24 protein-coding genes are annotated in these 25,981 nt (G+C 61.2%); 13 read left to right on the forward strand and 11 right to left on the reverse strand.

All coding sequences use genetic code 11. The features are described from left to right. Positions 1–41: 41 nt before the first annotated feature. Positions 42–4,862 carry a dermonecrotic toxin domain-containing protein gene (locus AC07XZ_RS05400; protein WP_102686251.1) on the reverse strand — a complete coding sequence of 1,607 codons (4,821 nt, stop codon included), beginning with the start codon at positions 4,860–4,862 and terminating at the stop codon, positions 42–44. A gap of 191 nt (positions 4,863–5,053) precedes the next feature. Between AC07XZ_RS05400 and AC07XZ_RS05405 the strand changes: the two genes are divergently transcribed. Continuing rightward, positions 5,054–6,085 carry an Ldh family oxidoreductase gene (locus AC07XZ_RS05405; protein ID WP_102686250.1) on the forward strand — a complete coding sequence of 344 codons (1,032 nt, stop codon included), beginning with the start codon at positions 5,054–5,056 and terminating at the stop codon, positions 6,083–6,085. A gap of 55 nt (positions 6,086–6,140) precedes the next feature. Here the strand turns inward: AC07XZ_RS05405 and AC07XZ_RS05410 are convergent, their stop codons facing one another. Continuing rightward, positions 6,141–6,458, reverse strand: coding sequence for an ElaB/YgaM/YqjD family protein (locus AC07XZ_RS05410; RefSeq protein ID WP_016982860.1), 318 nt, complete (start codon positions 6,456–6,458; stop codon positions 6,141–6,143). 153 nt (positions 6,459–6,611) lie between these two features. Between AC07XZ_RS05410 and AC07XZ_RS05415 the strand changes: the two genes are divergently transcribed. Further along, positions 6,612–6,866, forward strand: a complete 255-nt coding sequence (locus tag AC07XZ_RS05415) for a hypothetical protein (protein ID WP_007957535.1) — start codon at positions 6,612–6,614, stop codon at positions 6,864–6,866. On the opposite strand, the gene AC07XZ_RS05420 is transcribed toward AC07XZ_RS05415, so the two are convergent. Continuing rightward, a complete protein-coding gene (locus tag AC07XZ_RS05420; RefSeq protein WP_102686249.1) occupies positions 6,867–7,781 on the reverse strand; it encodes a LysR family transcriptional regulator in 915 nt (304 codons plus the stop codon). A gap of 84 nt (positions 7,782–7,865) precedes the next feature. Between AC07XZ_RS05420 and AC07XZ_RS05425 the strand changes: the two genes are divergently transcribed. Beyond that, positions 7,866–8,789, forward strand: coding sequence for a carbon-nitrogen hydrolase family protein (locus AC07XZ_RS05425; protein ID WP_102686248.1), 924 nt, complete (start codon positions 7,866–7,868; stop codon positions 8,787–8,789). On the opposite strand, the gene AC07XZ_RS05430 is transcribed toward AC07XZ_RS05425, so the two are convergent. The 4 genes from AC07XZ_RS05430 to AC07XZ_RS05445 form a co-directional block, all read right to left on the reverse strand. Next, positions 8,779–9,336, reverse strand: a complete 558-nt coding sequence (locus AC07XZ_RS05430; protein WP_102686247.1) for a GNAT family N-acetyltransferase — start codon at positions 9,334–9,336, stop codon at positions 8,779–8,781. The two genes, AC07XZ_RS05425 and AC07XZ_RS05430, sit on opposite strands and share 11 nt — an antisense overlap. Positions 9,337–9,388: 52 nt before the next feature. Next, positions 9,389–9,862, reverse strand: coding sequence for an LEA/WHy family protein (locus AC07XZ_RS05435; RefSeq protein WP_039768163.1), 474 nt, complete (start codon positions 9,860–9,862; stop codon positions 9,389–9,391). 70 nt (positions 9,863–9,932) lie between these two features. Beyond that, on the reverse strand, positions 9,933–11,399 hold the full coding sequence (locus tag AC07XZ_RS05440) for a nucleobase:cation symporter-2 family protein (protein ID WP_039768164.1): 1,467 nt from the start codon (positions 11,397–11,399) through the stop codon (positions 9,933–9,935). Positions 11,400–11,541: 142 nt separating this feature from the next. Beyond that, a complete protein-coding gene (locus AC07XZ_RS05445) occupies positions 11,542–12,441 on the reverse strand; it encodes a LysR family transcriptional regulator (protein ID WP_102686246.1) in 900 nt (299 codons plus the stop codon). Positions 12,442–12,540: 99 nt separating this feature from the next. On the opposite strand from AC07XZ_RS05445, the gene AC07XZ_RS05450 reads away from it, so the two are divergent. The 7 genes from AC07XZ_RS05450 to AC07XZ_RS05480 all read left to right on the forward strand — a co-directional run bounded on the left by AC07XZ_RS05450 (position 12,541) and on the right by AC07XZ_RS05480 (position 18,152). Beyond that, a complete protein-coding gene (locus AC07XZ_RS05450) occupies positions 12,541–13,632 on the forward strand; it encodes a polyamine ABC transporter substrate-binding protein (protein ID WP_102686288.1) in 1,092 nt (363 codons plus the stop codon). A gap of 26 nt (positions 13,633–13,658) precedes the next feature. Beyond that, complete coding sequence (gene speB / locus AC07XZ_RS05455) at positions 13,659–14,618, forward strand: agmatinase (protein ID WP_064381781.1); 960 nt, start codon at positions 13,659–13,661, stop codon at positions 14,616–14,618. An 88-nt stretch (positions 14,619–14,706) separates the two neighbouring features. After that, complete coding sequence (locus AC07XZ_RS05460) at positions 14,707–15,423, forward strand: helix-turn-helix transcriptional regulator (protein WP_102686245.1); 717 nt, start codon at positions 14,707–14,709, stop codon at positions 15,421–15,423. A gap of 51 nt (positions 15,424–15,474) precedes the next feature. Then, positions 15,475–15,816, forward strand: coding sequence for a nuclear transport factor 2 family protein (locus tag AC07XZ_RS05465; protein WP_064596354.1), 342 nt, complete (start codon positions 15,475–15,477; stop codon positions 15,814–15,816). Between the two features lie 22 nt (positions 15,817–15,838). Continuing rightward, positions 15,839–16,957 (forward strand): cell division protein ZapE, encoded by a 1,119-nt coding sequence (gene zapE / locus AC07XZ_RS05470; protein WP_102686244.1) that lies wholly within the window; start codon positions 15,839–15,841, stop codon positions 16,955–16,957. A 17-nt stretch (positions 16,958–16,974) separates the two neighbouring features. Beyond that, complete coding sequence (locus AC07XZ_RS05475; RefSeq protein WP_102686243.1) at positions 16,975–17,556, forward strand: DinB family protein; 582 nt, start codon at positions 16,975–16,977, stop codon at positions 17,554–17,556. Between the two features lie 98 nt (positions 17,557–17,654). Further along, positions 17,655–18,152 (forward strand): GNAT family N-acetyltransferase, encoded by a 498-nt coding sequence (locus AC07XZ_RS05480; RefSeq protein ID WP_102686242.1) that lies wholly within the window; start codon positions 17,655–17,657, stop codon positions 18,150–18,152. Between the two features lie 83 nt (positions 18,153–18,235). Here AC07XZ_RS05480 and AC07XZ_RS05485 read toward each other — a convergent pair whose 3' ends face one another. The 3 genes from AC07XZ_RS05485 to AC07XZ_RS05495 all read right to left on the reverse strand — a co-directional run bounded on the left by AC07XZ_RS05485 (position 18,236) and on the right by AC07XZ_RS05495 (position 20,820). Continuing rightward, positions 18,236–18,442 carry a hypothetical protein gene (locus AC07XZ_RS05485; protein ID WP_102686241.1) on the reverse strand — a complete coding sequence of 69 codons (207 nt, stop codon included), beginning with the start codon at positions 18,440–18,442 and terminating at the stop codon, positions 18,236–18,238. Positions 18,443–18,674: 232 nt separating this feature from the next. Continuing rightward, on the reverse strand, positions 18,675–20,426 hold the full coding sequence (locus AC07XZ_RS05490; protein ID WP_102686240.1) for a phosphoethanolamine transferase CptA: 1,752 nt from the start codon (positions 20,424–20,426) through the stop codon (positions 18,675–18,677). Positions 20,427–20,637: 211 nt separating this feature from the next. Beyond that, entirely contained in the window at positions 20,638–20,820 is a 183-nt protein-coding gene (locus AC07XZ_RS05495; RefSeq protein WP_007957508.1) for a DUF6026 family protein, read from the reverse strand. A 272-nt stretch (positions 20,821–21,092) separates the two neighbouring features. Between AC07XZ_RS05495 and gnd the strand changes: the two genes are divergently transcribed. The 3 genes from gnd to AC07XZ_RS05510 are packed head-to-tail and all read left to right on the forward strand — an operon-like array spanning position 21,093 to position 24,399. Then, positions 21,093–22,073 (forward strand): phosphogluconate dehydrogenase (NAD(+)-dependent, decarboxylating), encoded by a 981-nt coding sequence (gene gnd / locus AC07XZ_RS05500; RefSeq protein ID WP_085745788.1) that lies wholly within the window; start codon positions 21,093–21,095, stop codon positions 22,071–22,073. Continuing rightward, positions 22,070–23,593, forward strand: a complete 1,524-nt coding sequence (gene zwf, locus AC07XZ_RS05505) for a glucose-6-phosphate dehydrogenase (protein WP_102686239.1) — start codon at positions 22,070–22,072, stop codon at positions 23,591–23,593. Before gnd ends, zwf begins: the two co-directional genes overlap by 4 nt. Next, positions 23,590–24,399: an HAD family hydrolase gene (locus AC07XZ_RS05510; protein ID WP_102686238.1), complete on the forward strand. Its 810-nt coding sequence runs from the start codon at positions 23,590–23,592 to the stop codon at positions 24,397–24,399. The genes zwf and AC07XZ_RS05510 overlap by 4 nt, the downstream gene beginning before the upstream one ends. 45 nt (positions 24,400–24,444) lie before the next feature. Here the strand turns inward: AC07XZ_RS05510 and nhaB are convergent, their stop codons facing one another. Continuing rightward, complete coding sequence (nhaB, locus tag AC07XZ_RS05515) at positions 24,445–25,947, reverse strand: sodium/proton antiporter NhaB (RefSeq protein WP_102686237.1); 1,503 nt, start codon at positions 25,945–25,947, stop codon at positions 24,445–24,447. Positions 25,948–25,981 lie beyond the last annotated feature (34 nt).

The raw sequence follows: 25,981 nt of genomic DNA on the forward strand, positions 1-25,981 counted from the left end.
GAGCAATGCGCAGGTGTCGAACCTGCGCATTTTTTTTTGGGTCAGACGGTCGGGACAGGATCCAGCTGGCGGCCGACTTCGCAGATCAGCAGGGCGATCGAGTCGGCGTTGTGCAGGATGACACCCACCCGGGCATCCGATGACTGCTGATCCATGAACGCATTGCGCGCCTCGTTCATTGTCGTACTGTTCGTTTGCTTGAAAATTTCCGCAGCCGTGGTCTCTTTTTCGGGAATTCTGTCAAAGTCGATCCAGATCGCGCGATCCGGATTCCATTCCGCAAACAGTTGTGCCCGGGGTGTGGCCAGTGACAGCGCCATTCTCCGTTCGTCCTGCAACGACCGGAGCAACTTCGCACCGTCGGGTGTCACCGCCGATATCAGGTCACAGAAAGGCTCACGCCCGCGTACGGTTGCGATATCCCAGGCGTTGCTCAGTTGATGGGCGAGTTCGTGGATCAGGGTTTCGGCTTGCGCATGGCCGTCAATATCAAACCCTTGAGCAACGACCGGGACGTAGTCACCCAGGTCCTGGTCAAAAAAGTGCTGGGTGAAATGGACCTTGTTCTGCAGATCGCCATCGAGGACAAACGCAATCACGTCGTGGAACCAGTTGGTCGAACCGACGATGAACCGGTCGGTGTTGAGCAAATCATCAGCGGGATCTACCAGGGCGTTACAGATCGGCAAGATCGCGGTTTTTATCCTGGCCAGGATCTGCGTTGTGAGACGCGGGACATCAAAAAACTCCATGAGAAACCGGTTGACCCGTCCACCGGGCACAGCGCTTATGTCCAGAATCGCCAGGTTGTGCAGGCAGTTGAACGCATAATCCCGGGCCAGCCCCACTGCGTGCCCGAGTACCCGCGCTTTTTCAGGGTAGCGTCGAGTGATTTCTTCCATGCCGTGCGCTTCGATGTTGAGCATCGTGCGGCGCAGGCGCGTGTATTTGTTGTGCTCCAGCATTCTGGAGAAGGCTTTGCCGAAATGAACGGTCTGGCCGTGCGCGATCTGTACCATCCGCGAACCGCTTTTCAACAGCAACGGGCCGCGTTCCTCAGCTTTGGCCAATTGCCAGGCCGAACCCTGCTTGACGACCCGGTAGACCTTGCCATCAACGGCCGCATAGCTGCGGTTGTTCGCGGCGTTCTGATAGACGCCCTGAGCCGCGCTGTACGTGAGGTTCTTGAGCGCGACATCCGTCGCCTCGAAAGGCTGCAGGCGTGTGCGTTGTGGCGAGGTGGTTTCGATCTCGGCCAAGGTCGGTGCAATCGGGTTTTCGACTTTTCCAGTGCCGGTTGCGAGCGTCTGTTCGCCGACCTCGGCGCTCGTGCGTTCAGCCGACATTTCCGGCAAAAGGCCGACAAGCACCATCTGCTCCGCGCCGTCGATAAAAGATTTCAGTGCTCTTTTCCAATGATGATTCTGCAGGGCTTCGGCCGAGTCCTTGAATTCGTCGTAGGCTTGCCAGAGAAAGCGCCCATAGGCGAGTTTGCCTTGCAACATGTCCGTGACCTGTTTGATCTCGTCACTGAACAGGACTTTGGCGTTGTCCCAGTCGGATTGCCCGTCGCTGTCTTTCTGCGACCCGAGCATTTGTTTCAACAAATCGAGGTTGTCCTGAAACAGCCGCTCCAGCAGGTTGCCCCTGATCGGGCGGTAATCGAGCGTTATTTCACTGGTCTGGCCGAGGGTGTCGGCGAACAGGCTGCGAAATGTTGCGCGTTGTGTATGTGGCAGACGACGGAACAACAGGTTCTGCAGCAGCCCCGGAATATTCAGGGCGGCGATCAGACCCTGTTCATCGGGGAATTCGTGAAAGGCCTGCTCCGCATACGGGGTATAAAGCACTAACGGGCCTTTGTGCCCGGTACCGGGAGCCAGCACATACAGTCCACATGCTTCGACGGCGTTGGCCTTTTCCGTCTTGATCAATGACAGCGGACACACGATCGCGTGTGTCCCGGCGACGGCGGCGCGGGCGATGGCATCCGGCATGTCCAGTACCTGGCGGATGTAACTGAAGGCTTTCTCGGACAAATGCTGCTGAAGTTTCAGTGCATGAGCGTGTTGCAGCAATTGCCAGGGCACCTGGCGGAAAAAAACCTGCTGCCGGGCCATACCCGCCACTGATGTCGTCGATAGCGCCTCACGGACCTTGTCGCTGTAGGTGGTCGGTATCGCCAGGGACAGCAGCAGTTGTGTCACGGCGCTTTGGTTCAGCCCGTCCGGAAGGACCTGGGTGGTTCTCGAGGTGACCTTGAAACCGGTGCCTTGGGCGATGTTGATGTGATTGAGGGCAAACTCGACCAGGTTTCTGGCGGGCCCGGCCAGCGCCAGATTGGGCGTTATCTGAATGTGCCGGGGATTGAGCCCGCTCTTGGGGAATCGACTGTCGAGCAGTGATTTCAAGGTCTGCTCGACATGGCTGACCAGCGTCGGCACGCCTGTCAGGTAGTCCTTGTCGTCGACGACACTCTGGCGCCACTGCTCCATGAGTTCTACGTGCAGTTTCTGTTCCGCGTTCGCTGCCATGCCCAGCCACGCCGGGTAGGTCTGTTGTGTGGCAATGGCCCGGGCATGGGCCGTCGCCAGTTTGAGGTTGGTGTGAAAAGCCTGATTGCGCAGTTTCGTCAGAGCATTGTTGCGCCTGACGGGATCTTTCACGCGGGTGCGCACCTGCTCGCAGCGCCCGAGAAAATGCTCGATGGCCGATTGCACGCGATTGTGCAGCACGTTGTGTTCGATGATTTGAAATGCCCCAAGGGTGTAGCGCTGGTGGGGCTGAAACTGCGCGGGCAGCAGGTTTTCCAGTAACGACAGACGTTGCACGCTGTGCAGCAGCCGCTGATCGAGCATGCGCCGTGCAGCGGCGACAGTGTCGAACACTTCAATGCCCAGCGCGGGCGTCCAGATCACTGCCCGCCCTGAGTGACTGGCGTCCAGGCCGCCGCGCTCGGTCATCAGCAGGCAGTGGGCGAGCGGCAGTAGATCCTGCTGACCGGAAGACTCAAGGCTGAGTGTATAGGCATCGGGGCGAAAGCCCTCGAGGGAGTGCCGCAACGCACGGGTCGGCTGATCAGCGTTGATCACGGTGTTGACAATTGCCTGTACGGAGGCCGACAGGCTGTCGCCCAGCACCCGCAACCGGGCTTCGCCGGTGACACCGATAAACCATGCATGAGCAAGCATTGACTTCAGGCTTTCGAGAAACGGCCGTTGGGCCTCCTGATGCGCCATGGGTTGTGTTTCGAGCATCGCGACAAGCGGGCCCTCGACGCTGCTGAATGTCTTGATCGCCGCGCGCGCCTTGTCTGCCAGTACCTGAGAGGGTTGCTGGTTGCCTGCCAGCACCGGATGCGTGCTCCATCGACCTGCACTGTCCAGCACCAGCAAACGCTCATGAATCATCGAACGGATGTCCAGGCTCTTGTCGAAAAGGGCGTGCAGATTCACCGCGCCATCGCTGTGGCGAAACACTTGCAAGGCGTATTCGATGTTTTGCCGCTGCTTGGTGATGATCAATTCGAAGAGGATCTTGAAGATTTCTCCGATGATTCGGTCTCCCGACACCTGCGGCTGGTCGAAACCCAGAAACCGGTTGCGCTCGTCAAGGCTGAGCAGGCCGTAGAGTTCGTCTTCGTGGCCCTTGGCAATGAACTTGCTCTGCAACGTCTGTTTCAAGTCTTTGTAGTCGGTGAGAACTTGCAGGCCCTGCACCGGCGTGTAAAGAAATGCCTGGCTTGCGCTGATCATCAGCGACCCCGCCAGTTCGACGTAGTTGGCTTCGTGCTCCCAGAGCCGCACGGTTTCGGTGAGAGGGCGTTGCGGGCCTTGCGCGTCGTGCGTTATCAGCTGATGCAGTGCGTTGAACTGTGTTGCATCGAGAATGCCGCTTTCGCGTTTGATCATCCATTCGCTGCGTGCCTGGTCTTGCAGCACGTCGGCGAAGAACGTGCGGCGCGGCGCGCCGTCTGCAGATGCCGCATTCCAATAGTGTTCCAGTTGCCGGAAAAGCAGCGCTGGCAACATGCCGGACGCGCTTTTGACAGCCTCTTCCCATTGCGCTTGATCGCCTTTGGTGACCGATCTGCCTGGGTTGCTGAACTCCCGCAGTGCGGCGGTCGGCCACTGTTGATGCCGGTAATGCAACAGCACCGCATCGCTCAGGCTCATGGAGTCGAGCCAGTGTCTGGTCGGCGTCGCGGCATCGGCGCCGGTGGCATCGTCCAGGGTGTAGAAACCGACACGAGTACGGTTTTGCTGCAGGCTGCCGAAATGCGACTTGAGCAATTCATCCAGAATGCTTTCCAGCAGGTGATTGAGCGTCGGCAACTGCTCCAGCTCCGCACGCATGGCCTGCGCATTCAGAACTTGCCCCTGTTGGATGGCCGCGGTGTTTTCATCGAATACATCACCTTCGATGAGGCTGAACGACACCGTTATGTTTTCGGCATCGAACAGCCGCTTGCGTTGCGGCAACGACAGGAACGCAAACAGATTGGCCTGGTCGTCAGGATTGTTCAGTCGCCGCTCCAACTGTTGTTTCAAGTCGGCGCGGTCAGGGTACTTCTTGAGGCCGTCATACACGGTGTACAGGATCTGGGCTTTATTGACGGGCGTCTCGCCGAGAACGAACGCACCCGGCAACGGCAGCGGCATTTCCTTGCCAACATTGAGCAGGATGTGCTCGGCGCGCATGGCCGGGGTCTGCTGGCTGCGCAAGGCATGGGTGGACAGCTTTGCATGGGCGAGCCATCTGAATTCGTGTTCGGACAGACCGTGGGCCTTGCCCAGCTCGGTCCAGAGTCCGGGGGAATCAAAGACTTCGGGGAACAACAAGGGTTTGATGGGGGCTGACATGATCGAGTCTCGATGAGGGGCGCATGCTGGCAGGCGCCGATGGGTCGAGACGCAAGGCTAGGGCGGGTGACGGAGGCGAGGGTGGTAGATAAATATTGCGGGGTTGACAGGTAACCGACCGGCCATGGTTAATCCTCAGGCGGGTTGTTCGTTCGCTGTTGTTCCCTCCAATAATTACTCTGGAGCTTCAGATGTCTGCGCCACACGATCATGCGGTCTCGTCCACGGTATCTCTGGACGAGCTGACTCAATTGCTGGAAAGGATTTTCACCCGTCACGGCACCTCCGCCGAAGTCGCCAGAACGCTGGCCGCCAATTGCGCGAATGCCGAGCGGGACGGTGCGCACAGTCACGGCGTATTCCGGATCCCCGGTTATGTCTCGACGCTCAACAGCGGCTGGGTCAACGGCAAGGCCGTGCCGAAAGTCGAGGATGTGGCTTCAGGATTCGTCAGCGTCGATGCCGGCAACGGTTTTGCCCAACCTGCGCTGGCGGCGGCACGTCCACTGTTGGTGGAAAAGGCTCGCAGCGCCGGGATTGCCGTGCTGGCGATCCGCAATTCCCATCACTTTGCCGCGCTGTGGCCGGACGTCGAGCCTTTCGCCGATGAAGGCCTGGTAGCGTTGAGCGTCGTCAACAGCATGACCTGCGTGGTGCCCCACGGTGCCGACCGGCCATTGTTCGGCACCAACCCGATTGCCTTTGCCGCGCCACGGGCTGACGGTGCGCCGATCGTGTTCGACCTGGCCACCAGCGCCATCGCCCATGGCGACGTGCAGATCGCCGCGCGCAAGGGCGAGAAGCTGCCGGCAGGCATGGGTGTCGACAGCCTCGGCCAGCCGACCTGCGACCCGAAAGCGATTCTGGAAGGCGGCGCATTGCTGCCGTTTGGCGGGCACAAAGGCTCGGCGCTGTCGATGATGGTCGAGCTGCTGGCCGCCGCGCTGACCGGCGGCAATTTCTCGTTCGAGTTCGACTGGAAGAACCATCCGGGGGCCAAGACCCCGTGGACCGGTCAGTTGCTGATCGTGATCGACCCAAGCAAGACTGCCGGGCAAAGCTTTGCCGAACGCAGTCAGGAACTTGTGCGGCAGATGCACGGGGTCGGGCTCAAGCGTTTGCCGGGGGATCGGCGGCATTTGCAGCGGGCCAAGTCACTGGCCAAAGGAATCGAACTGGATCAACAGACCCTGTCGCAGTTGCGTGAACTGGCCGGCGAATGAGTGTGTGCCGGGCATGAAAAAGGCGAGCCCGAGGGCTCGCCTTTTTTGTTCGCGCTCAGCGGCGACCGAGCAGCAATCCGACCACCAGACCGAACCCGGCGGAAATCGCCACGGTCTGCCACGGGTGGCCGCCGATGTAGCTCTCGGTAGCGTCGACCGCCGGTTTGGTGCGGTCGCGCACGCTGGATACCGAATCCAGTGCCTGCTGCAATTTCAGGGCGATTTGTCCGCGCAGGGTTTCCGCTTCCTCGCCGACCAGTGAAGCACTGCTCTTGAGCAGTTTGTCCGACTCTTCGATCAGAGCCTGAAGTTCGCTGAACGCTTGATCCTTGATTTGGTCTTCAGCGGCTTGAACGGCGCTTTTGCGGGCCATTGGGTGACTCCTTGCAGGTGAATGGACAGTGAACAATGGAGTGTGGCGCGACTTGAAAAGTTGCAGCGATTTTCCATCCGGAGCAAAAACCAGCGTCAGAGGTTTCCGTCCAGAGTGTAAGATGTCGCCATTTCATGCAGCAGGTAATTCCCGATGAGTTTCAATCTGGCCGACAAATCCCTCGCAGAGCGCGCCGCGCTGGAAGATGAAAAATCCCGACTGTTCGAACTCTGGCAGAACAATCTGGGCAAAGCCAAGGGCGAAGCCGCGCGGTTGTTCGGCGAGCGCTCCAAACGCAAGGGCAAATGGGCCGAGTTCGTTCGCGCTGAACTGGACGGCATGTCGCCTCCGGAATTCGCCAACATGGTGCGCAGTGAAGTCAATCGCCTGATGGCGGCCAACAAGTAATCACTCGGCCCTGAAACTGGAGCCAATCGCTTCGCGCACCGTCAGCACCACCGGATCGATCTGGGTGCTGGTGCGCCAGCCCAGTTCGATCGGGTAACGCGGCAGCGCCAGCGGGCAGGGCAGCAGCGCCAGCCCGCTCATTACGGCAATGGCCTGCGCGGCGTGGGCCGGAATGGTCGCCACCGCATCGCTGCCCTTGAGCAGGTGCGGTAATGCCGCGAAATGCGTGGTCGAGGCGCAGACCCGGCGGCTGCGGCCCAGCGCCGCCAGCCCTTCATCGGTGATCCCGATAAAACCGCCCGACGACACCAGAAGGTGCTCGCGGGTGACGAACTCCTCCAGATCGATCTGCTGCTGACCCGGCGCCAGGCTCGCCGGATCCACCAGACACGCGTAACCCCCTTCACCCAACACCTGACGGCTGAGCAGCCGCTCGGCGAACCCGCCGGCGGTAATTGCCAAGTCGATGCTGCGTTCCATCAGTGCCCGGGCGACGATCTGACTGTGGGTCTGGCGAAAAATCAGCCGCAGTTTTGGTGCACGACGGGCGATTTCCTCGATCAGTCGCCGGCCGTAAGCGATCTCGAAATCGTCCGAGAGGCCCACGGTGACCGAGCGTCCTTCGTAGTAATTGGCCGTCGGGTCGACCATGGCCAGGCTTTGCCGACACTTGTTCAGCGCATCGCTGACCACCGGTTTCAACTGATTGGCCTTGAGCGTCGGCGCCAGTCCCCGGCCGGTGCGCACGAACAATTGATCGCCATACACCTCGCGCAACCGCCGTAAGGCCGCGCTGACCGCTGACTGGGTCACGCCCAGGCGCAACGCCGCGCGGCTGGCGCTGGACTCTTCATGCAGGGCTTCAAAGACTTTCAGCAGGTTGAGGTCGACGGTCGCGATATTCATCTGGCTCATATCATTCAGCAGTGGATCGGTCTTTATTCATGATCCCGTGGCGCCGGAGAATGAGCAACACCTGAACTTCACGGAGTGACCGCCATGCCCAAATCAATCGTTGCCGCCCTGCAGATCGGCGCCTTGCCCGGTGGCAAGGCTGAGACCCTGGAACAGATCCTGAGCTGGGAAACCGCGATCATCGAGTCCGGCGCCGCGCTGGTGGTGATGCCCGAAGCGTTGCTCGGCGGTTACCCGAAGGGCGAGGGCTTCGGCACGCAATTGGGTTACCGCTTGCCCGAAGGCCGCGAGGCCTACGCCCGTTACTTCGCCAACGCCATCGACGTGCCGGGGGCGGAAACCGAAGCGCTGGCCGGGCTGTCGGCGCGCACTGGCGCCAATCTGGTGATCGGCGTGATCGAACGGGCCGGCAGCACCTTGCATTGCACCGCGCTGTATTTCGACCCGCAAGCAGGCCTGGTGGCCAAGCACCGCAAGTTGATGCCCACCGGCACCGAACGGCTGATCTGGGGCAAGGGCGACGGTTCGACACTGCCGGTGCTCGACACTCAGGTCGGCAAACTCGGCGCCGTGATCTGCTGGGAAAACATGATGCCGCTGCTGCGCACGGCGATGTACGCAAAAGGCATCGAGGTCTGGTGTGCCCCGACCGTGGACGAGCGCGAGATGTGGCAGGTGAGCATGCGCCACATCGCCCACGAAGGGCGCTGTTTTGTGGTCAGCGCCTGTCAGGTACAGGCCTCGCCGAATGAGCTGGGCGTGGAAGTTGCCAACTGGCCGGGGGATCGACCGCTGATCGCCGGCGGCAGCGTGATCGTCGGGCCGATGGGCGACGTGCTGGCCGGGCCGTTGCGCGGCGAGGCCGGGCTGCTCACCGCCGAAATCGATACCGCAGAACTGGTGCGCGCCCGCTACGACTACGACGTGGTCGGCCACTATGCGCGGCCGGATGTGTTCGAGTTAAGCGTCGACGAGCGGGCTAAACCGGGCGTGCGTTTCACGGTTTGACGGATTGTCGGCGCCGCCATTCTTCGCGGGTGATTTCCCAGATCTCCCGTGGGAAGCGGCCGCCGACGAAGTCGTCCTCATCGGTGCGAATCAAGCGCATGCCAGCGCGTTCCGAGAGCTTTCGCGAACCAAGGTTCGGTGCGGCTTTCGGCACGCGCATCAACGGTTGATCGAGGGTTTCGAACCAGTACCGGGTCACGGCTTCGCTGGCTTCGGTCATGAAGCCCTGACCCTGCCAGGCCGGGGCGAGCCAGAACCCACGGTGGTTGTCCGGCTCGTCCATCAGGCTGATGTTGCCGATCAATTGCTCTGGCGCCGATTTTAGGCGAATCGTCCAGTGCCACTCTTTGTCTGCCGCAATGGCAGGCAGCGCAATGTCACGCAGGTAGGTGAGGGCGCCGTCGTCCGGATAAGGCCAGGGCACGAAGATGTTCAGATAACGCACCACTTCCCAGTGGGGGAATTGCTGCTGGATGGCCTCGGCGTCCGCCAATTCAAGCGGACGCAAGATCAGTCGTTCGGTGTACAGCGTGGGGATGTCTTCCATAAACCTGCGGCTTCCATGTTTCTGATAGTAAACGCTGCAGGCTACCGTATCTTTACCAGGTTGCGGCACTGGCTCTCGGCAGACTCAGCTTGCCGGTGTCGACAAAACGCATCGTGCCAAACAACCCGCCCGCAAGTTTGCCGCGCAGCACATAGGGCAGGTTGTCGAGGGTTTGCGTCTGGCTCAGGCCCAAGGTCTGGCGCAGCACCGAGAACGCGGAAATGCTCACCGGGACGCTGACGATGGTTTCGGAGAACCGTGGAATCGAGCCAGTCTGATCGCTCACACCCGACGCAAGCGAGTGGCCGTTGACCTCCAGATCCAGCGCGATGCCGTTGTAGTCGATGGGCGTTTCGTTGGGGTTCTGCACCCGCAGCTTGATCGCGAAGCGCACTTCCAGATCCTGGCTCGGCAGCGGTTCGAGGCCGACCACGTTGATGTTCACCGGGTCGCGGTTGGGAAACAGCGCACAGGCGCTGAGGGAGAGCAGAAGCAGGGACAGGATGACGGCTTGGAGGCGGCGCATTGATGCTCTCTCATTGAAAAGGGGCTGAACCGTCGCCGGTATCAGCCCTTTTTTCATCGAGCGGACAGGATCAACGGTTCAACTGTGCGACAGCGGCGTTTGTTGCGGGTTCAGCTTTGGCCGGCAGGTCGGGGTTTTCCATGACCTGAAGGATAGAGGCTTCCGGGTCGAAGTCATCTTCTTCCAGTTCGATGAATTCTTCCGGCAGGAAGATATTCAGCACGATGGCACACAGTGCACCGACGGTAATCGGCGATTCGAAGATGTTGCGCAGCGCCTGCGGCAGTTCGCGCAGCACTTCCGGCACGGCGGCGATGCCCAGGCCCATGCCGACTGAAATCGCCACGATCAGCATGTTGCGCCGATGCAGGCCGGCCTCGGCGAGGATCTTGATCCCGGCCACGGCTACGGTGCCGAACATCACCAGCTCTGCGCCGCCGAGCACCGGTTTCGGCATCAGTTGCAGCACCGCACCGATCATCGGGAATAGCCCCAGCAACACCAGCAGGCCGGCGATGAAGAACGCCACGTAACGGCTGGCCACGCCAGTCAGCTGGATCACCCCGTTGTTCTGGGCGAAAGTCACCATCGGCATGCTGTTGAAAACCGCCGCCATGGCCGAGTTGAGGCCATCGGCGAGCAGCCCGGACTTGATTCGGCGGATGTACAGCGGGCCCTTGACCGGTTGCCGGGAAATCATCGAGTTGGCAGTCAGGTCACCGGCCGCTTCCAGCGGCGACACCAGGAAAATCACCGCCACCGGCACGAACGCCACCCAGTCGAAGTTGAAACCGTATTTGAACGGCACCGGCACGCTGACCACCGGCACTTGCGGCAGATTGGCGAAATCCACGGTGCCCATCAGCCACGCCACCACGTAGCCGAGGGTCAGGCCGATGACGATCGCGCCCAGCCGCAGGAACGGCACGTCAACCCGGTTCAACACCACGATGGTGCCCAGCACCAGCGCCGCCAGAAACACATGGCTGGCCGCGCCCAGATCCGCCGCGCCGAAGCCGCCGGCAATGTCGGTCATCGCCACTTTGATCAGCGACAGGCCCATCAGGGTGATGATGGTGCCGGTGACCACCGGGGTGATCAGCATGCGCAACTTGCCGATAAACTGGCTCAGCACCACTTCGATGAAGGCGGCGAAGAAGCACACGCCGAAGATCGTCGAGAGGATTTCATCGGTGCCGCCGCCCCGGGCCTTGACCATGAAACCGGCGCTGAGAATCACGCTGATAAAGGAAAAACTGGTGCCTTGCAGGCACAGCAGCCCCGAACCGACCGGGCCGAAGCGCTTGGCCTGAACGAAGGTGCCGAGGCCCGAGACGAACAGCGCCATGCTGATCAGGTACGGAATTTCGCTCTGCAGACCGAGGGCGCCGCCCATGATCAGGGTCGGGGTGATGATGCCGACGAAGCTGGCCAGCACGTGTTGCAGGGCGGCAAACACCGTTGCGGTGAAGTGCGGACGGTCATTGAGGCCGTAGATCAGATCGTTGTTGCGCGGGGCTTTTTCAGAGACGGTCATGGTGGTTTGCGTGCCGCAATGCGGGGCCGGGTCGGAAAATGGGTGCGCAGGATGCCGTAAGCGGGAGGCGAGGGCAACGCATGATCGTTCCCACGCTCTGCGTGGGAATGCAGCCGGGGACGCTCCGCGTTCCAAAAAATGATCAGGTTCGACCAAAGGCTGACAGCAGATCTTCTTCAAAAGCCTTCTGTGCATCGCCGGGCACCTGCGCCCGATGGCGGGCCAAGTGGAACGCCACGTCAAAGCTCAACTCGCCTTCGCGCACCGGGCGCAACAGGCCCTTGTCCTGCCATTGGCGGGCGTAATGGTTGGGCAGATAACCGACGTGCTTGCCGGACAGAATGAAGGCGAGGGTGCCTTCGACCTGTTCCGAGCGGGCCGAGCAGACCTTGCCCTGGAACGGCTCGTCACTGCGCAGAAACCTGTACGGGTGATCGACCCGGTCGCAGGCCTGCAACGCCGCATCATCGGGCGCATCGTCGGTAAACAGCGGGTGGCCGGGCGCGCAGTACAGATGTTGGGTTTCGCTGAACAGTTCGCGGTAATCGAACGCGCTCTGCACCTGGGAGAAGTAACCGATGGCCAGGTCCAGCCGCTGTTGCAGCAGCAGGCGTTCCATTTCGCCGGGCATGGCGCTGATCAGCTCGATGCGCACCGATTCGTCCCGCTCGCGAAACCGCCGGATCGCATCCGCCACTCGTTGCAGCACCGACTGATCGACCGCTTCCGACAGACCCAGCCGCACTTCACCGATCAATCGTCCGGCGACGCCGTTGGATTGATGGCGGAAGGTTTCGATCGAATCGAACAGCGCCCGGGCGGCAATCAACAGCTGTTCGCCCTTGGGCGTCAGGCTGAAACCGGCCTTGCCACGGTTGCACACCCGATAGCCGAGACGGGTTTCAAGCTTGGCCATTTGCTGGCTGATGCTCGACTGGCTCAGGCCCAGTTCACCTTGAGCAGCACTGAAACCATTGGATTCGACCACGCCGAGAAACAGCCGCAGAAGCTGAAGATCGACATCGTGGAGCTGACCGAGCATCACATTACTCCGGGATAAAGTCAGGTTAACAAACTTGATATTTCTCGAATGTATCCGACGGCGCATCCTGCCACCACTTCCTTCGGTCAGGTGTTCGTCATGGCTCCCGTCTTCAAGCTGTGTTTGCCCGCTTTGTTGCTTACCGTCTCCATCGCCGCCCAGGCCGAAGAGAAAACCCTCAATCTCTACAGCTGGGCCGATTACGTGGCGCCTGAAACCTTGCAGCGCTTCGAAAAGGAAACCGGCATCCACGTGCGCTACGACACTTTTGATACCTCCGAGGTGCTGGAAACCAAGCTGCTTACGGGCGGCAGTGGCTATGACGTGGTGGTGCCATCGTCCAGCGTGTTGGCCCGTGGTTTGGCCGCCGGCGCGCTGAAGGAAATCCCTCACGAAGGGCTCAAGGGCTACGCCAATCTCGATCCGGATCTGCTGGGAAAACTGACGGCGGTCGATCCCGGCAACCGCTACGGCGTGCCTTACACCTGGGGCACCCTCGGCCTGGGCATGAACGTCGAGGCAGTCCAAAAGCGGCTGCCGGACGTGCCGCTCAACAGCCTCGATCTGCTGTTCAAGCCGGAATATGCCAGCAAACTCAAGGATTGCGGGATTGCGATTCTCGACTCGCCTCAGGAAGTGATCGGCCTGGCGCTGCACTATCTCGGTAAAGATCCCTACAGCACCGACAAGACCGATCTGGCCGCCGCCGAAGCCTTGTTGCAGAAGTTGCAGCCCTCGGTGCTGTACGTCGCCACCGGCCGGCAGATCAGCGATCTGGCCAACGGCAGCGTCTGCCTGGCGCTGACCTATAACGGTGACGCGAGCATGGCTGCCGATCAGGCGCGCAAGGCCAACAAGCCGTTTGAGGTCGCTTACCGGATTCCCAAGGAAGGCACGCTGGTGTGGCAGGACAACCTCGCCATCCCCAAAGACGCGCCGCACCCCGAAGCCGCACGCACCTTCATCGAATTCATGTTGCGCCCCGAATCCGTGGCGGCGCTGACCAATACGCTGTTCTTCGCCACCGCCAATCAGGCCGCCACGCCGCTGGTGGATGAGGCGGTGCGCAACGATCCGGACATTTTCCCGAAACCCGAAGTGCGCGAGCGGCTGTACGCCGACCACAGCATGAGCCTCAAGGACATGCGCCAGCGCACACGCCTGTGGACCACCTTCCGTAGCCGCCAATAGCCCTTCATAACTACAGGAACACACCGATGGACGTGCCCATGCAAAACGATCAGGCCCTGACCCGTGACAGCCTTTACGGCACTGCTGCCGAAAGCACCTACGCCGGGATCACCAGTTTCATGCGCCGGCGCTACAGCCGTGACTTGCGCGGCGTGGACGTGGCGGTCAGCGGTGTGCCGTTCGACACCGCCACCAGCAACCGTCCCGGCGCGCGTTTCGGGCCGCGCGGAATTCGTGCGGCGTCCACCGGGATTGCCTGGGAACGGCACTGGCCGTGGGCGTTCGACCCGTTCGATCATCTGGCGGTGATCGACTACGGCGATTGCGACTTCGATTACGGCTCGCCACACACCATTCCGGAAAGCATCGAGGCCCACGCCGAGCACATCCTCAGCTCCGGCAGCGCCATGCTCACCTTTGGTGGCGACCACTTCATCAGTTACCCGCTGCTCAAGGCCCATGCGCGCAAGCACGGCACGCTGTCGCTGATCCACTTCGATGCACACAGCGACACCTGGCCGGACGAGGGTGGCAAGCGGGTCGATCACGGCACCATGTTCTGGCACGCCGCGCGGGAAGGGCTGGTGGATCCGGCGCGTTCGGTGCAGATCGGTTTGCGCACCACCAACGACGATCATCAGGGTTTTCAGGTGCTGGACGCGCGGCAGGTGCATCGCCGTGGTTGTGAGGCGATCGTCGAGGCCATTCGTGCGCGAGTCGGGGATAACCCGGTGTACCTGACGTTCGACATCGATTGCCTCGATCCGGCCTTTGCACCGGGCACCGGTACGCCGGTTTGCGGCGGCCTGAGCACGGTGCAGGCGCTGGAGATCCTTGGCGGCCTGCGCGGGATCAATCTGGTCGGCATGGACGTGGTGGAAGTGGCCCCGGCCTATGACCACGCGGACGTGACGTCGCTGGCGGCGGCAACCCTGGCCATGGAGATGCTTTGCCTGTATGCGGCCCGGCACAAAGTCGACGCGTGATCCCCTCCGAGTCTGGTGAAAGCTCCTGACAATTTCTGACACCAGGCTCTGCTAAGCTCCGGCAAACTTTTGTCCGGAGCCTTTCACCGTGTCGCGAACCACTCGCCTGTTGACCCTGCTGCAAGTGCTGCGTGGCAAGAAACGCCCGGTGACTGCGGCGACGCTGGCGTCCGAGCTGGAGATCTCCGAGCGCACGCTCTATCGCGACATCGCCGAATTGACCGCACTCGGCGCGCCGATCCATGGCGAGGCGGGCATCGGTTACGTATTGCGCAGCGGTCTGTTTCTGCCGCCGCTGATGCTCAACGCCGACGAGACCGAAGCCATCGTGCTGGGCCTGCGTTATGTCGATCAGCGCGGTGACGAGGTGCTGAGCAAAGCCGCCGCCGACGCGCTGGCGAAAATCGCTGCCGTGCTGGACCCGCAGGCCCAGGAAGCGCTGCGCAACCCGACCGTCATGCCCGGGCCGCCGGGTTACGGTTTTCCGCAAAACGCGGTGCCGTTGAACGTTTTCCGTCACGCGATCCGCGATCAGTCCAAGCTGCACATCGATTACGCCGATGCGCAGCAGGTGCAGAGCCAGCGCTTGATCTGGCCACTGGCGCTGGGTTTTCTCAATGAGGTGCGGATCATCGTGGCGTGGTGTGAATTGCGCGGCGCCTATCGCACCTTTCGCACCGACCGGATTGCCGCGGCGAGCCTGCAGGGCGAGCGCTATCCGGGGCGGCGCAGCGACCTGTTGCGCACCTGGCAGCGGCAGATGCAACTGGACGAAAATGGCCGTTTCACTCCTGACAGGAATTGACGCAGGGCTGTTCTAGGATGGCGACAGAACCCGAAAAAAGGAGCTGTAATCATGTTCCACCCCACCTCGATCCTCGCCCCGGCCATCGTTGAATACATCAACGCCGCCAATGCTCGCGATACGTCCCGGGTCGGCAGTTTTTTTGCCGAGGATGCCCATGTGTTCGATGAAGGCCATCATCAGGTCGGCCCGCAGGCCATCGCCGACTGGATGCAAGACACCGCCCAGCGCTATCAGCCACGGGTCGAAGTACTCGGCGTCCAGCAGCGCACCGGCAAGGTGCTGGTGCAAGGGCTGATCTCCGGAACGTTCCCCGGCAGTCCGCTGGAGCTGCGCTACACGTTCCGGCTCAACGAACAGGGCAAAATCGCTCGGCTGGATATTTCCCTGTAGCCATCGTGGCATACTGCCGCGCATGACTTTCGACTCCCCCCTGAGCGCCTGGCAATACGCCGTCGACCACAAGGGCTTCATCCAGGATGAAGCCCAGGAACACGCGGTCTGGGCCTTGCAAAAATGCCATGAAGCCCTGCACGCCGGTGCCCGTTCGGTCACCGGCGTTTACCTGTGGGGCCCGGTCGGGCGCGGCAAGACCTGGCTGATGGATCAATTCCACCAAAGCCTGCGGGTGCCGGCGCGGCGGCAACACTTTCATCACTTCATGGGCTGGGTGCATCAGCGCTCCTTTCAGTTGACCGGGATCGCCGATCCATTGCGGGCCCTGGCTCGCGAGTTGGCGGCCGAGGTGCGGGTGCTGTGTTTCGATGAACTGTTCGTCAATGACATCGGTGACGCGATCATTCTCGGACGACTGTTTCAGGTGATGTTCGATGAAGGTGTGGTGGTGGTCTGCACTTCCAACCTGCCACCGGATCAACTGTATGCCGACGGCTTCAACCGCGACCGTTTCCTGCCGGCAATCACCGCGATCAAACAGCACATGCAAGTGGTCGCGGTAAACGGCGCCGAAGATCATCGATTGCATCCCGGTGCCATCGAGCAACGTTACTGGGTCACTCAGCCGGAGCAGGCTAGCGCGCTAAGCCAGGTGTTCGACGCCTTGGCGGCCGGGCAAACCGTCAGTGGCGAACCGGTGCCGGTCGGTTACCGTGCTTTGAACGTGGTACAGGCCAACGATTCGGTGCTGTGGTGCCGCTATGCCGATCTGTGCGAGCAACCGTTCGCCGCCATGGACTTCATCGCGCTGTGCGACACCTACCGGGCTATCCTGTTGAGCGAGGTGCCGAACCTCAGCGCGAAAAAACGCGAAGGGCGGATCGCCCGTGGCACTGAGGACGGCGCGGAGCGGGTGGTGGCCGGCGATCGCGAATTGCCGCAGTTGTCGGTGCACGACGACGGCGTGCGCCGGTTCATCGCGCTGGTCGACGAGTGCTACGACCGCAAGGTGCCGCTGTACATTGAGGCCGAAGTGCCGATGGACGCGCTGTACACCGAGGGCTACCTGGAATTCCCGTTCCGCCGGACCCTCAGCCGCTTGCAGGAGATGCAGCTGCAACGCTTCGCCGAGACCTGAAACACGGAGGGCGCGACATGACTCAGCCACTGTCCCATCATTTGCTGACCATGGCTTATCAGAACGCTTGGGCCAACCATCGACTGGCCAAGGCCTGGAGCCAGCTCGATGATGCGCAGCTGGCAGCGCCACGGGTGAGTTTCTTCCCGAGCATCCGCCTGACCCTCAATCACATCCTGACCTGCGACTGGTTCTACGTCGATGCGCTGGAGCGCGAGTTGCGCGGTGACGAACCGCATCCCGATTGCTACGTGTTCTTCAACGCTGACGAACCCTTCACCGATGCGCAGGCCTTGCGGCATGAGCAGGCGCATGTCAACCGCCGACTGATCGCCTACTGCGAGCAACTGCGCGATGCCGATCTCGGGCGTATCGTCACCATCGCCCGCGACACGCCGCAGCACGACAGTCGGCTGCGGATGATTTCCCACCTTTTCGAGCATCAGATCCATCATCGCGGCCAGGTTCACGCGATGCTCAGCGGCACCTCGGTGAAACCGCCGCAGCTGGACGAGTTTTTCTGTGCCGGCGAGTCCGGTCTGCGAGCCGAGGATTTCGCCGAGCTGGGCTGGACTGAAGAACTCATCTGGGGCCACTGAATACGTCGGGTTGTGGCCGGGGCCTGCCTCGCGCTAAGGTCGCCGAGCCTATCAGTGCGTATCAAACGCGCCGGGGCCCCGTGCGATCGAGGAAGGAAATGGATTCCGCAGAAATTCTTGTGCTTCAAGCCAGTTACACCAACCCGGTGCATGCCGAGGCCATCGGTGTGGTGCTCAATCATTACGCCGAAGACCCGATGGGCGGTGGCCATCCCATTGCCCCCGAACTGTTGCAGCAACTGCCCGCCGAACTGGCCAAGCGGCCCCACGCGTTCAGCGTCCTGGCGTTCGTCGGTGGCGAGCCGGCGGGGCTGGTGAACTGCTTTGAAGGGTTTTCCACGTTTGCCTGTAAACCATTGGTCAACGTGCACGATGTGTCGGTGGTGACCAAGTTTCGCGGTCTGGGGTTGAGCCAGAAAATGCTGCGCAAGGTCGAGGAAATAGCCCGTCAGCGCGGTTGCTGCAAGATCACTCTGGAAGTACTTGAAGGCAATGCCGTGGCGCAAAACTCCTACGCCAAGTTCGGCTTCGCGCCGGGCATGTTCGACCCCAGGCACGGGCGCATGCTGTTCTGGATCAAGGATCTGCAGGCATAAAAAAAGGCGCCCGAACAGGGCGCCCAACTGTCATCTGCGGGGCCAGAGCGGAGCCATCGCAGGTCCATCGGTAAAGCGTTCGCTCAAGGGCGATAGGACTCGGTGACCTGGGCGGTCTGGTCGTCCGGAACCTTGAGTTCATTGGTCTTCGCCTCAGCGTGCTGGCTCTGTGCGGAATGAACCGGGAAATTGGCCCAGTAATGTCTCATGCGCTCGGCGCCGCCTTCGGCGAATGCGCTGGCGGATGCGAGGGTAAGCAGGCCTGCAAGAATTGCAGTCGTGGTTTTCATGGTGCCTCCTACGAAAAATGTCGGAGCCGTTCGTCCATGAATCAGGGCCTCGGGGCGCAGTGTCCGTCGAGGGCATTAACAAGAGGTTAACGCTGTTCAGTGTAGGTTTTACAGGGTGTTTCCACGGCGTATCGGACGAACGCTGCACGCGTGAATGACGCGTGCTGGTCGTAAGGAAGGAGGGGGCAGTGCGGCTGTAAATGTCGAAAAGGGCCGTTTCCGGCCCTTTTTGTTACTGTTGCAGAACCACTTCCGTGGTCGCAGTGGCGGGTTTCTTCGGCTTCATCAGGCTGAAGTCGATCAGAGCCCGCTGTTCGCGTTCGTAAGGGTTGCCGATCAACAGCGGACGCGGCTTGAAGCTGTCGCTGACCACGCTCTTGGTGCGATCCAGTTCATCGAAACTCAAACCGGCCAGGTCCGCCCAGGTGTGGATCAGGTGCGAGCTGCTGTAAGGGCGGCTCAGATCCCCGGCGAAACTCCAGTCGTGGTTTTCACGCCACTTCGGCGACGCCCAGGCCATGAACGGAATGGTGTACATCGGTGCGGTCGGCTTGTTTTCGTTGCGACCCAAGGTGCTGTGGCCCACCGAGTCGAACACGTCTTCACCGTGGTCGGAGAGGTACAGCAAAAAGCCGTTCGGATCGGATTTGGCGTAGTCCTTGATCAGGCTCGAGACCACAAAATCGTTGTACAGCACCGCGTTGTCGTAGCTGTTGTAGGTCGGAACCTGATCGTCACGCACACCGGCCGGAACGCCGTTGCGGTCCTGGAACTTGTCGAAGCTCGGCGGATAACGGTACTGGTAGCTCATGTGCGTACCGAGCAGGTGCACGACGATCAACTTGCGCGGCGCCGCGTCGGCCAGGGCCTTGTTGAACGGTTCGATCACGTCGCCGTCGTACTGGGCGGCGTTCTGGTTGCGGTTGTTGTTCAGGTACACCTGCTCGTCGGCCTGTTCGGAGAAGGTCGTGAGCATGGTGTTGCGTTTGGTCATGGTCTGCTGGTTGGTGATCCAGAACGTCTTGTAGCCGGCCTGTTTCATCATGCTGACCAGCGACGGCGTGGACAGGTACAGGTCCGGGTTTTCTTCGTCGGCGAAGGTCAGCACCTGTTGCAGCGCTTCAATCGTGTAAGGGCGCGGGGTGATGACGTTGTCGAAGATCGACAGCTGATCCTTGAGCTTGTCCAGCTCCGGCGTGGTTTTACGCGGGTAGCCGTAGAGGCTCATGCGCTGGCGGTTGGTGGATTCGCCGATCACCAGCACCAGGGTTGCCGGCTGGTTGGCGCCCGAGTCCTTGAGGTTTTTCAGCGGCGGGATCTTGCTCGCGCTGTGCAGCATGCCCTGCATGTCGGCCAGGGTGTCCTGATAGCGGTGGTACGCCACGGCCATCTGCCACGGCACGGCCGGCTCGATGCGGGTCTCGAATTTCTCGAAACCGCCAGCAAGGCTGCCCGTGCGCATTGTCTGCTTGACCAGCGGGTAGCCGATCACGGCCACCAGAATCGCCATGGCGGCGACGAGTGCCCGGCCACGGGGCAAGTACACCGGACGCAGGCGGGTCCACAGGAAGTACGCGAACGCAGTGTGTGCGAGGAACGCCGGAACCATCCACCAGGCAAAGTACTGGGTCATGTACTCGCCGGCTTCGGACACGTTCGATTCGAACATGATGAAGATGACGCTCTGGGAGAATTCCTGCTGATAGATGAAGAAATACCCCAGGCTGGCCATCGAGCAGGCCCACAGCACCACACCGATCAGCGCGGCGAGCAAACGGGTGCGTTTGGGGAACAACAACATCGGCGCGAGCCACACGGCGCTCATCACGAAGGCCTGGCGAAAGCCCGTGAACCCTGAAGTGCCCGTCAACTGGATCAGCAGTTGGGTGATACCGGAGAAGTACCAGAAAAACACGAACAGCCAGATAAAACCGGCCCAGTCGAAACCTGTCGCAGTCGTATTGCTGCGTTTGAACACCGCCATTCAGCACTCCAGCTCAGTCGTCACATCCACCGCCGGGCGCTTCATGTAACCGCGTATGAACCCGACGAACGGAGGCCATGCGCAGACACGCACGGCCAGAATGCGCCGGAGTATCAACAAGCCAATGTGAAAACTTTGTTAGTTGCCGAAACAGGCAGGAGGTGCAGCATGTCGGGAACGGCAATGGCCGCTCCCGAAGCGGGCGGGGAGATCAGGCGTGGGGCGAGCGCTGTACGCGCGGCAAGGGCTGTGGCTCGGCGCCTTGGGTCAGCAGGCGCAATTGCGCGAGTTCCTGCTTGAGCTGATCGCGTTCATCTTTCAACTGTCGCAATTCATCGCGACGGATGGTGACGTACAGGGTTTGTGGCGGCATTGCTGTGTGTACTGTGCCCATTGCTCACCTCGCAAATGGCGTGTCTCAACTGCAGATCAGCCCCGGTTTCGGGCCTTGACCTGCTATCGGCGCCGATTTTGATTTCTTTTGCTCGTGAATGGAACTTTTTTATTTTTCATGGTCGTTGTGTCTTCCGCACGTTTCCCGACGTTATCAGTCTGGATCGGGCACAATGCACGGAAACTTCAACCCAACGCTCTGGACTAACCTCCATTAGTCGCGTTGGGCTATACCTTTGACACACTTTTATTTGTAGTAAGGAGCATCAGCACATGCAACTCGGGATTATTGGACTGGGCCGCATGGGCGGCAATATTGCGCGACGTCTGATGCTCAACGGTCACACCACCGTTGTTTACGACCGCAATACCGCCTTTGTCGACACCCTGGCCGCCGAGGGCTCTACCGGCGTCGCCGATCTGCCTGCACTGGTCGCAGGCCTGGCCAAGCCGCGTGCGGTGTGGGTCATGCTGCCGGCCGGCGCACCGACTGAAGACACCATCGAAGCCCTGAGCAATCTGCTCGAGGCGGGCGACACCATCATCGATGGCGGCAACACCAACTACAAGGATGACATCCGCCGCGCCAAGACCCTGGCCGAGAAAGGCCTGCACTACATCGACGTCGGCACCTCCGGCGGCGTCTGGGGCCTGGAGCGCGGCTACTGCATGATGATCGGTGGCGATGCCGAGACCGTTAAGCGTCTTGACCCGCTGTTCGCCGCGCTGGCGCCGGGCATGGGTGACATCCCGCGCACCAAGGACCGCAAGTCCGATGACCACCGTGCCGAGCACGGCTACATCCACGCAGGTCCCGCCGGTGCCGGTCACTTCGTCAAGATGATCCACAACGGGATCGAGTACGGGATGATGGCGGCGTTCGCCGAAGGCTTCGACATCCTCAAGACCAAGTCCAGCGAGCTTCTGCCGCAAGACCAGCGTTTCGACCTGAACGTGGCTGACATTGCCGAAGTCTGGCGTCGTGGCAGCGTGGTGTCGTCCTGGCTGCTCGACCTGACCGCCGACGCCCTGGCGGTCGACCCGAAACTCGACGGTTTCTCCGGCTCCGTAGCCGACAGCGGCGAAGGTCAATGGACCATCGAAGCGGCCATGGAACAAAAGGTGCCGGTACCGGTGCTGTCCAACTCGCTGTTCTCGCGCTACCGCTCGCGCGGCCAGGGCACTTTCGGCGACAAGATTCTTTCGGCCCAGCGCTTCGGCTTCGGCGGCCATGTGGAGACACCGAAGAAATGACCCATACGATCCGCAGGAAATCCAAGGCAGAACCCGCGCCACCGACCACGCTGTTTTTGTTCGGCGCCCACGGTGATCTGGTCAAGCGCCTGCTGATGCCGGCGCTGTACAACCTGAGTCGCGACGGCCTGCTGGATGAGGGTCTGCGGATCGTCGGCGTTGATCACAACGCCATCACCGATGAAGCCTTCGCGCAAAAGCTCGAAGACTTCATCCGCACCGAAGTGGCAGCGAAGGTCGGCAAGGGCGATCAGATGCTTGATCCGGCCTTGTGGGCCAAGCTCGCCAAAGGCATCAGCTACGTCCAGGGCGATTTCCTGGACGACAGCACCTATTCAGCCCTGGCGGCGAAAATCGCCGACAGCGGTACTGGCAATGCGGTGTTCTACCTGGCCACCGCGCCACGTTTCTTCAGCGAAGTGGTGCGCCGTCTCGGCAGCGCCGGATTGCTCGAAGAAACCCCGGAAGCCTTCAGAAGGGTGGTGATCGAAAAACCGTTCGGCTCCGACCTGCAAACCGCCGAGGCGTTGAACGCCTGCCTGCTCAAGGTCATGTCGGAAAAGCAGATCTACCGGATCGATCACTATCTGGGCAAGGAAACCGTGCAGAACATTCTGGTCAGCCGGTTCTCCAACAGCCTGTTCGAAGCGTTCTGGAACAACCATTACATCGACCACGTGCAGATCACCGCCGCCGAAACCGTCGGCGTCGAAACCCGTGGCAGTTTTTACGAACACACCGGCGCCCTGCGGGACATGGTGCCCAATCACCTGTTCCAGTTGCTGGCCATGGTCGCCATGGAACCGCCGGCGGCGTTCGGCGCCGATGCGGTGCGCGGCGAGAAGGCCAAGGTCGTCGGTGCGATCCGCCCTTGGACCACCGAGGAAGCACGGGAAAACTCGGTGCGCGGTCAATACAGCGCCGGTGAAGTCGCTGGCAAACCGGTATCCGGTTACCGCGACGAGAACAACGTCTCGCCCGACAGCACCACGGAAACCTACGTGGCGCTCAAAGTGATGATCGACAACTGGCGCTGGGTCGGCGTGCCGTTCTACCTGCGCACCGGCAAACGCATGAGCGTGCGCGACACCGAGATCGTCATCTGCTTCAAACCCGCGCCGTATGCGCAGTTCCGCGATACCGAGGTCGACGAATTGCAGCCGACCTACCTGCGTATCCAGATCCAGCCCAACGAAGGCATGTGGTTCGACCTGCTGGCCAAGCGGCCGGGGCCGGCGCTGAACATGGCCAATATCGAGCTGGGTTTCGCCTACAAGGACTTCTTCGAAATGCAGCCGTCCACCGGCTACGAAACCCTGATCTACGACTGCCTGACCGGTGACCAGACGCTGTTCCAGCGCGCTGACAACATCGAGAACGGCTGGCGCGCGGTGCAGCCGTTCCTCGACGCCTGGCAACAGGACGCGAGCGTGCAGAGCTACGCCGCTGGCGAAGACGGGCCGAAAGCCGCCGATGATCTGCTGACTCGCGATGGTCGCGTCTGGCATGGTCTCGGATGAGTGAGCCGATCCGTTTTCTGTTGAGTGACATGGACGGCACGCTGTTGCTGCCCGATCACAGTCTGAGCCAGCGCACCATCGATGCCGTTCGTGCGCTGCGCGAGGCGGGCCTGCTGTTCAGCCTGGCCACCGGGCGTCCGCCCAAAGCCATGTTGCAGCAGATCGAAGCGCTGGGCGTCGACCTGCCGACCGCGGCGTTCAATGGCGGCACGATCGTCAATCCGGATGGCAGCATTCTGGTTGCGCATTACCTGCCGGCCACAGCAGCGTTGACTGCACTGGCGTTGTTCGCCGATCAGCCGGATGTCGAAATCTGGGTGTTCAGCGGTGGCGACTGGCTGCTCAAGGATCCGCACGGGCCGATGGTGCCGCGCGAGCAGCACGGGCTCGGTTATCCGCCGGTGGTGGTGGAGAGCTTCGAGCCGTATCTGGAACGTATCGACAAGATTGTGGCGACCAGCAACAACACTGAACTGCTGATCGAACTGGAGGCGCAGTTGCTGCCGAAGGTCGAAGGGTTGGCACAGGTGTCGCGCTCGCAACCGGTGTACCTTGACGTGACGGCGCTGGACGCCAACAAGGGCGCTGCGCTGGCAACCTTGGCCGCGCATTTGGGCGTGCCGCTGGCGCAGACCGCTGCAATTGGCGATGGCGGCAATGATCCGGCGATGTTCCATGTTGCCGGGTTGTCGATTGCCATGGGGCAGGCCGAGGACGCGGTGAAGCGTCAGGCCGACGTGGTGACGGGGTCGAACACAGAGGATGGCGTAGCGCAGGCCATCGAAAAGTACCTCTTGCCGCGCTGATCGAAGCATAAAAAAACGGGAGCCCCAGGGCTCCCGTTGTTGTTTCTACAGCCAGTAACTCACGGCGTACCAGCCGAGCAATCCCATCACCACGGTGTAGGGCAACGCCATCCACACCATCCGCCCGTAGGACAAGCGCACCAGCGGTGCAATCGCCGACGTCAGCAGAAACAGAAATGCTGCCTGACCATTGGGCGTCGCCACGCTCGGCAGGTTGGTGCCGGTGTTGATCGCAATCGCCAGCGTCTCGAAGTGTTCGCGGCTCATGTGGCCGGACAGGAACGCCTGTTTCACTTCAGTGATGTAGATTGTTGCAACGAACACGTTGTCACTGATCGCCGACAGCAGACCGTTGGCGATGAACAGCATCCCCGGCTGCTGATCGGCCGGAAGTGCCAACACCCACTGGATCAGCGGCGCAAACAGTTGCTGGTCGTGAATCACCGCCACCACGGCGAAGAACACCACCAAGAGCGCGGTGAACGGCATGGCGTCCTTGAAGGCGCTGCCCAGTCGGTGCTCGTCGGTGATGCCGGTGAAAGCCGTGATCAGCACGATCACCATCAGGCCGATCAAGCCGACTTCAGCGATATGGAACGCCAGCCCGGCAATCAGGATCAGCGCAGCGCAGCCTTGCACCAGCAGGGCGGCGCGTTGGCGCGGGGTGCGCTCGGCGTTGTCTTCAGCGGCGTAGTTAGCCAGCACGACGCGTACGTTGTCCGGCAGCAGCGTGCCGTAGCCGAACCAGCGCAGTTTCTCCAGCAGCAGGCAGGTCACCAGTCCCGCGACCAGCACTGGTAGCGACACCGGCGCGACTTTTTGGAAGAATTCGGCGAAGTGCCAACCCATCTCATGGCCGATCAGCAGGTTCTGCGGTTCGCCCACCAGGGTGCAGACCCCGCCCAATGCAGTACCGACGGCGCCGTGCATCAACAGGCTGCGCAGGAAGGCGCGAAACTGTTCCAGATCCTCATGATGCAGCTGGGGCAGATGCTGGTCATCGCTGAATTCGCTGTCCTGGCGCGGATCGTTGCCGGAGGCCACCCGGTGATAAACCGAATAGAAGCCCACGGCGGCGCTGATGATCACTGCGGTCACGGTCAGCGCATCGAGAAATGCCGACAGAAACGCCGACAAAAAGCAGAACATCAGGGCCAGCAGCGCCTTCGAACGCACGCCCAGCAACAGACGCGAGAACAGGAACAGCAGCAGGTCTTTCATGAAGTAGATGCCGGCGACCATGAACATCAGCAGCAGAATCACCGGGAAATTGTGCTGCAGCTCTTCGTACAGCGCCTGCGGCGTGGTCATTTTCAGCAGCAGTGCTTCGATCAGCAGCAAGCCGCCAGGCATCAGCGGGTAGCACTTGAGCGCCATGGCCAGGGTGAAAATGAACTCGATCACCAGCAACCATCCGGCGGCGACGGGACCTGCGGCCCACAGCACAAGCGCATTGAGTAGCAGAAACCCGACGATGCACGCCTTGTACCAGCGGGGTGAATGCCCGAGAAAGTTGTGCGCGAACGCCTGGGCCATCGAACCGGACATTGGTTGCTCCTTGTATTAAGAAGCGCGCAAGTTG

The organism is Pseudomonas sp. GW458-11-26-14-LB4 (assembly GCF_059423925.1).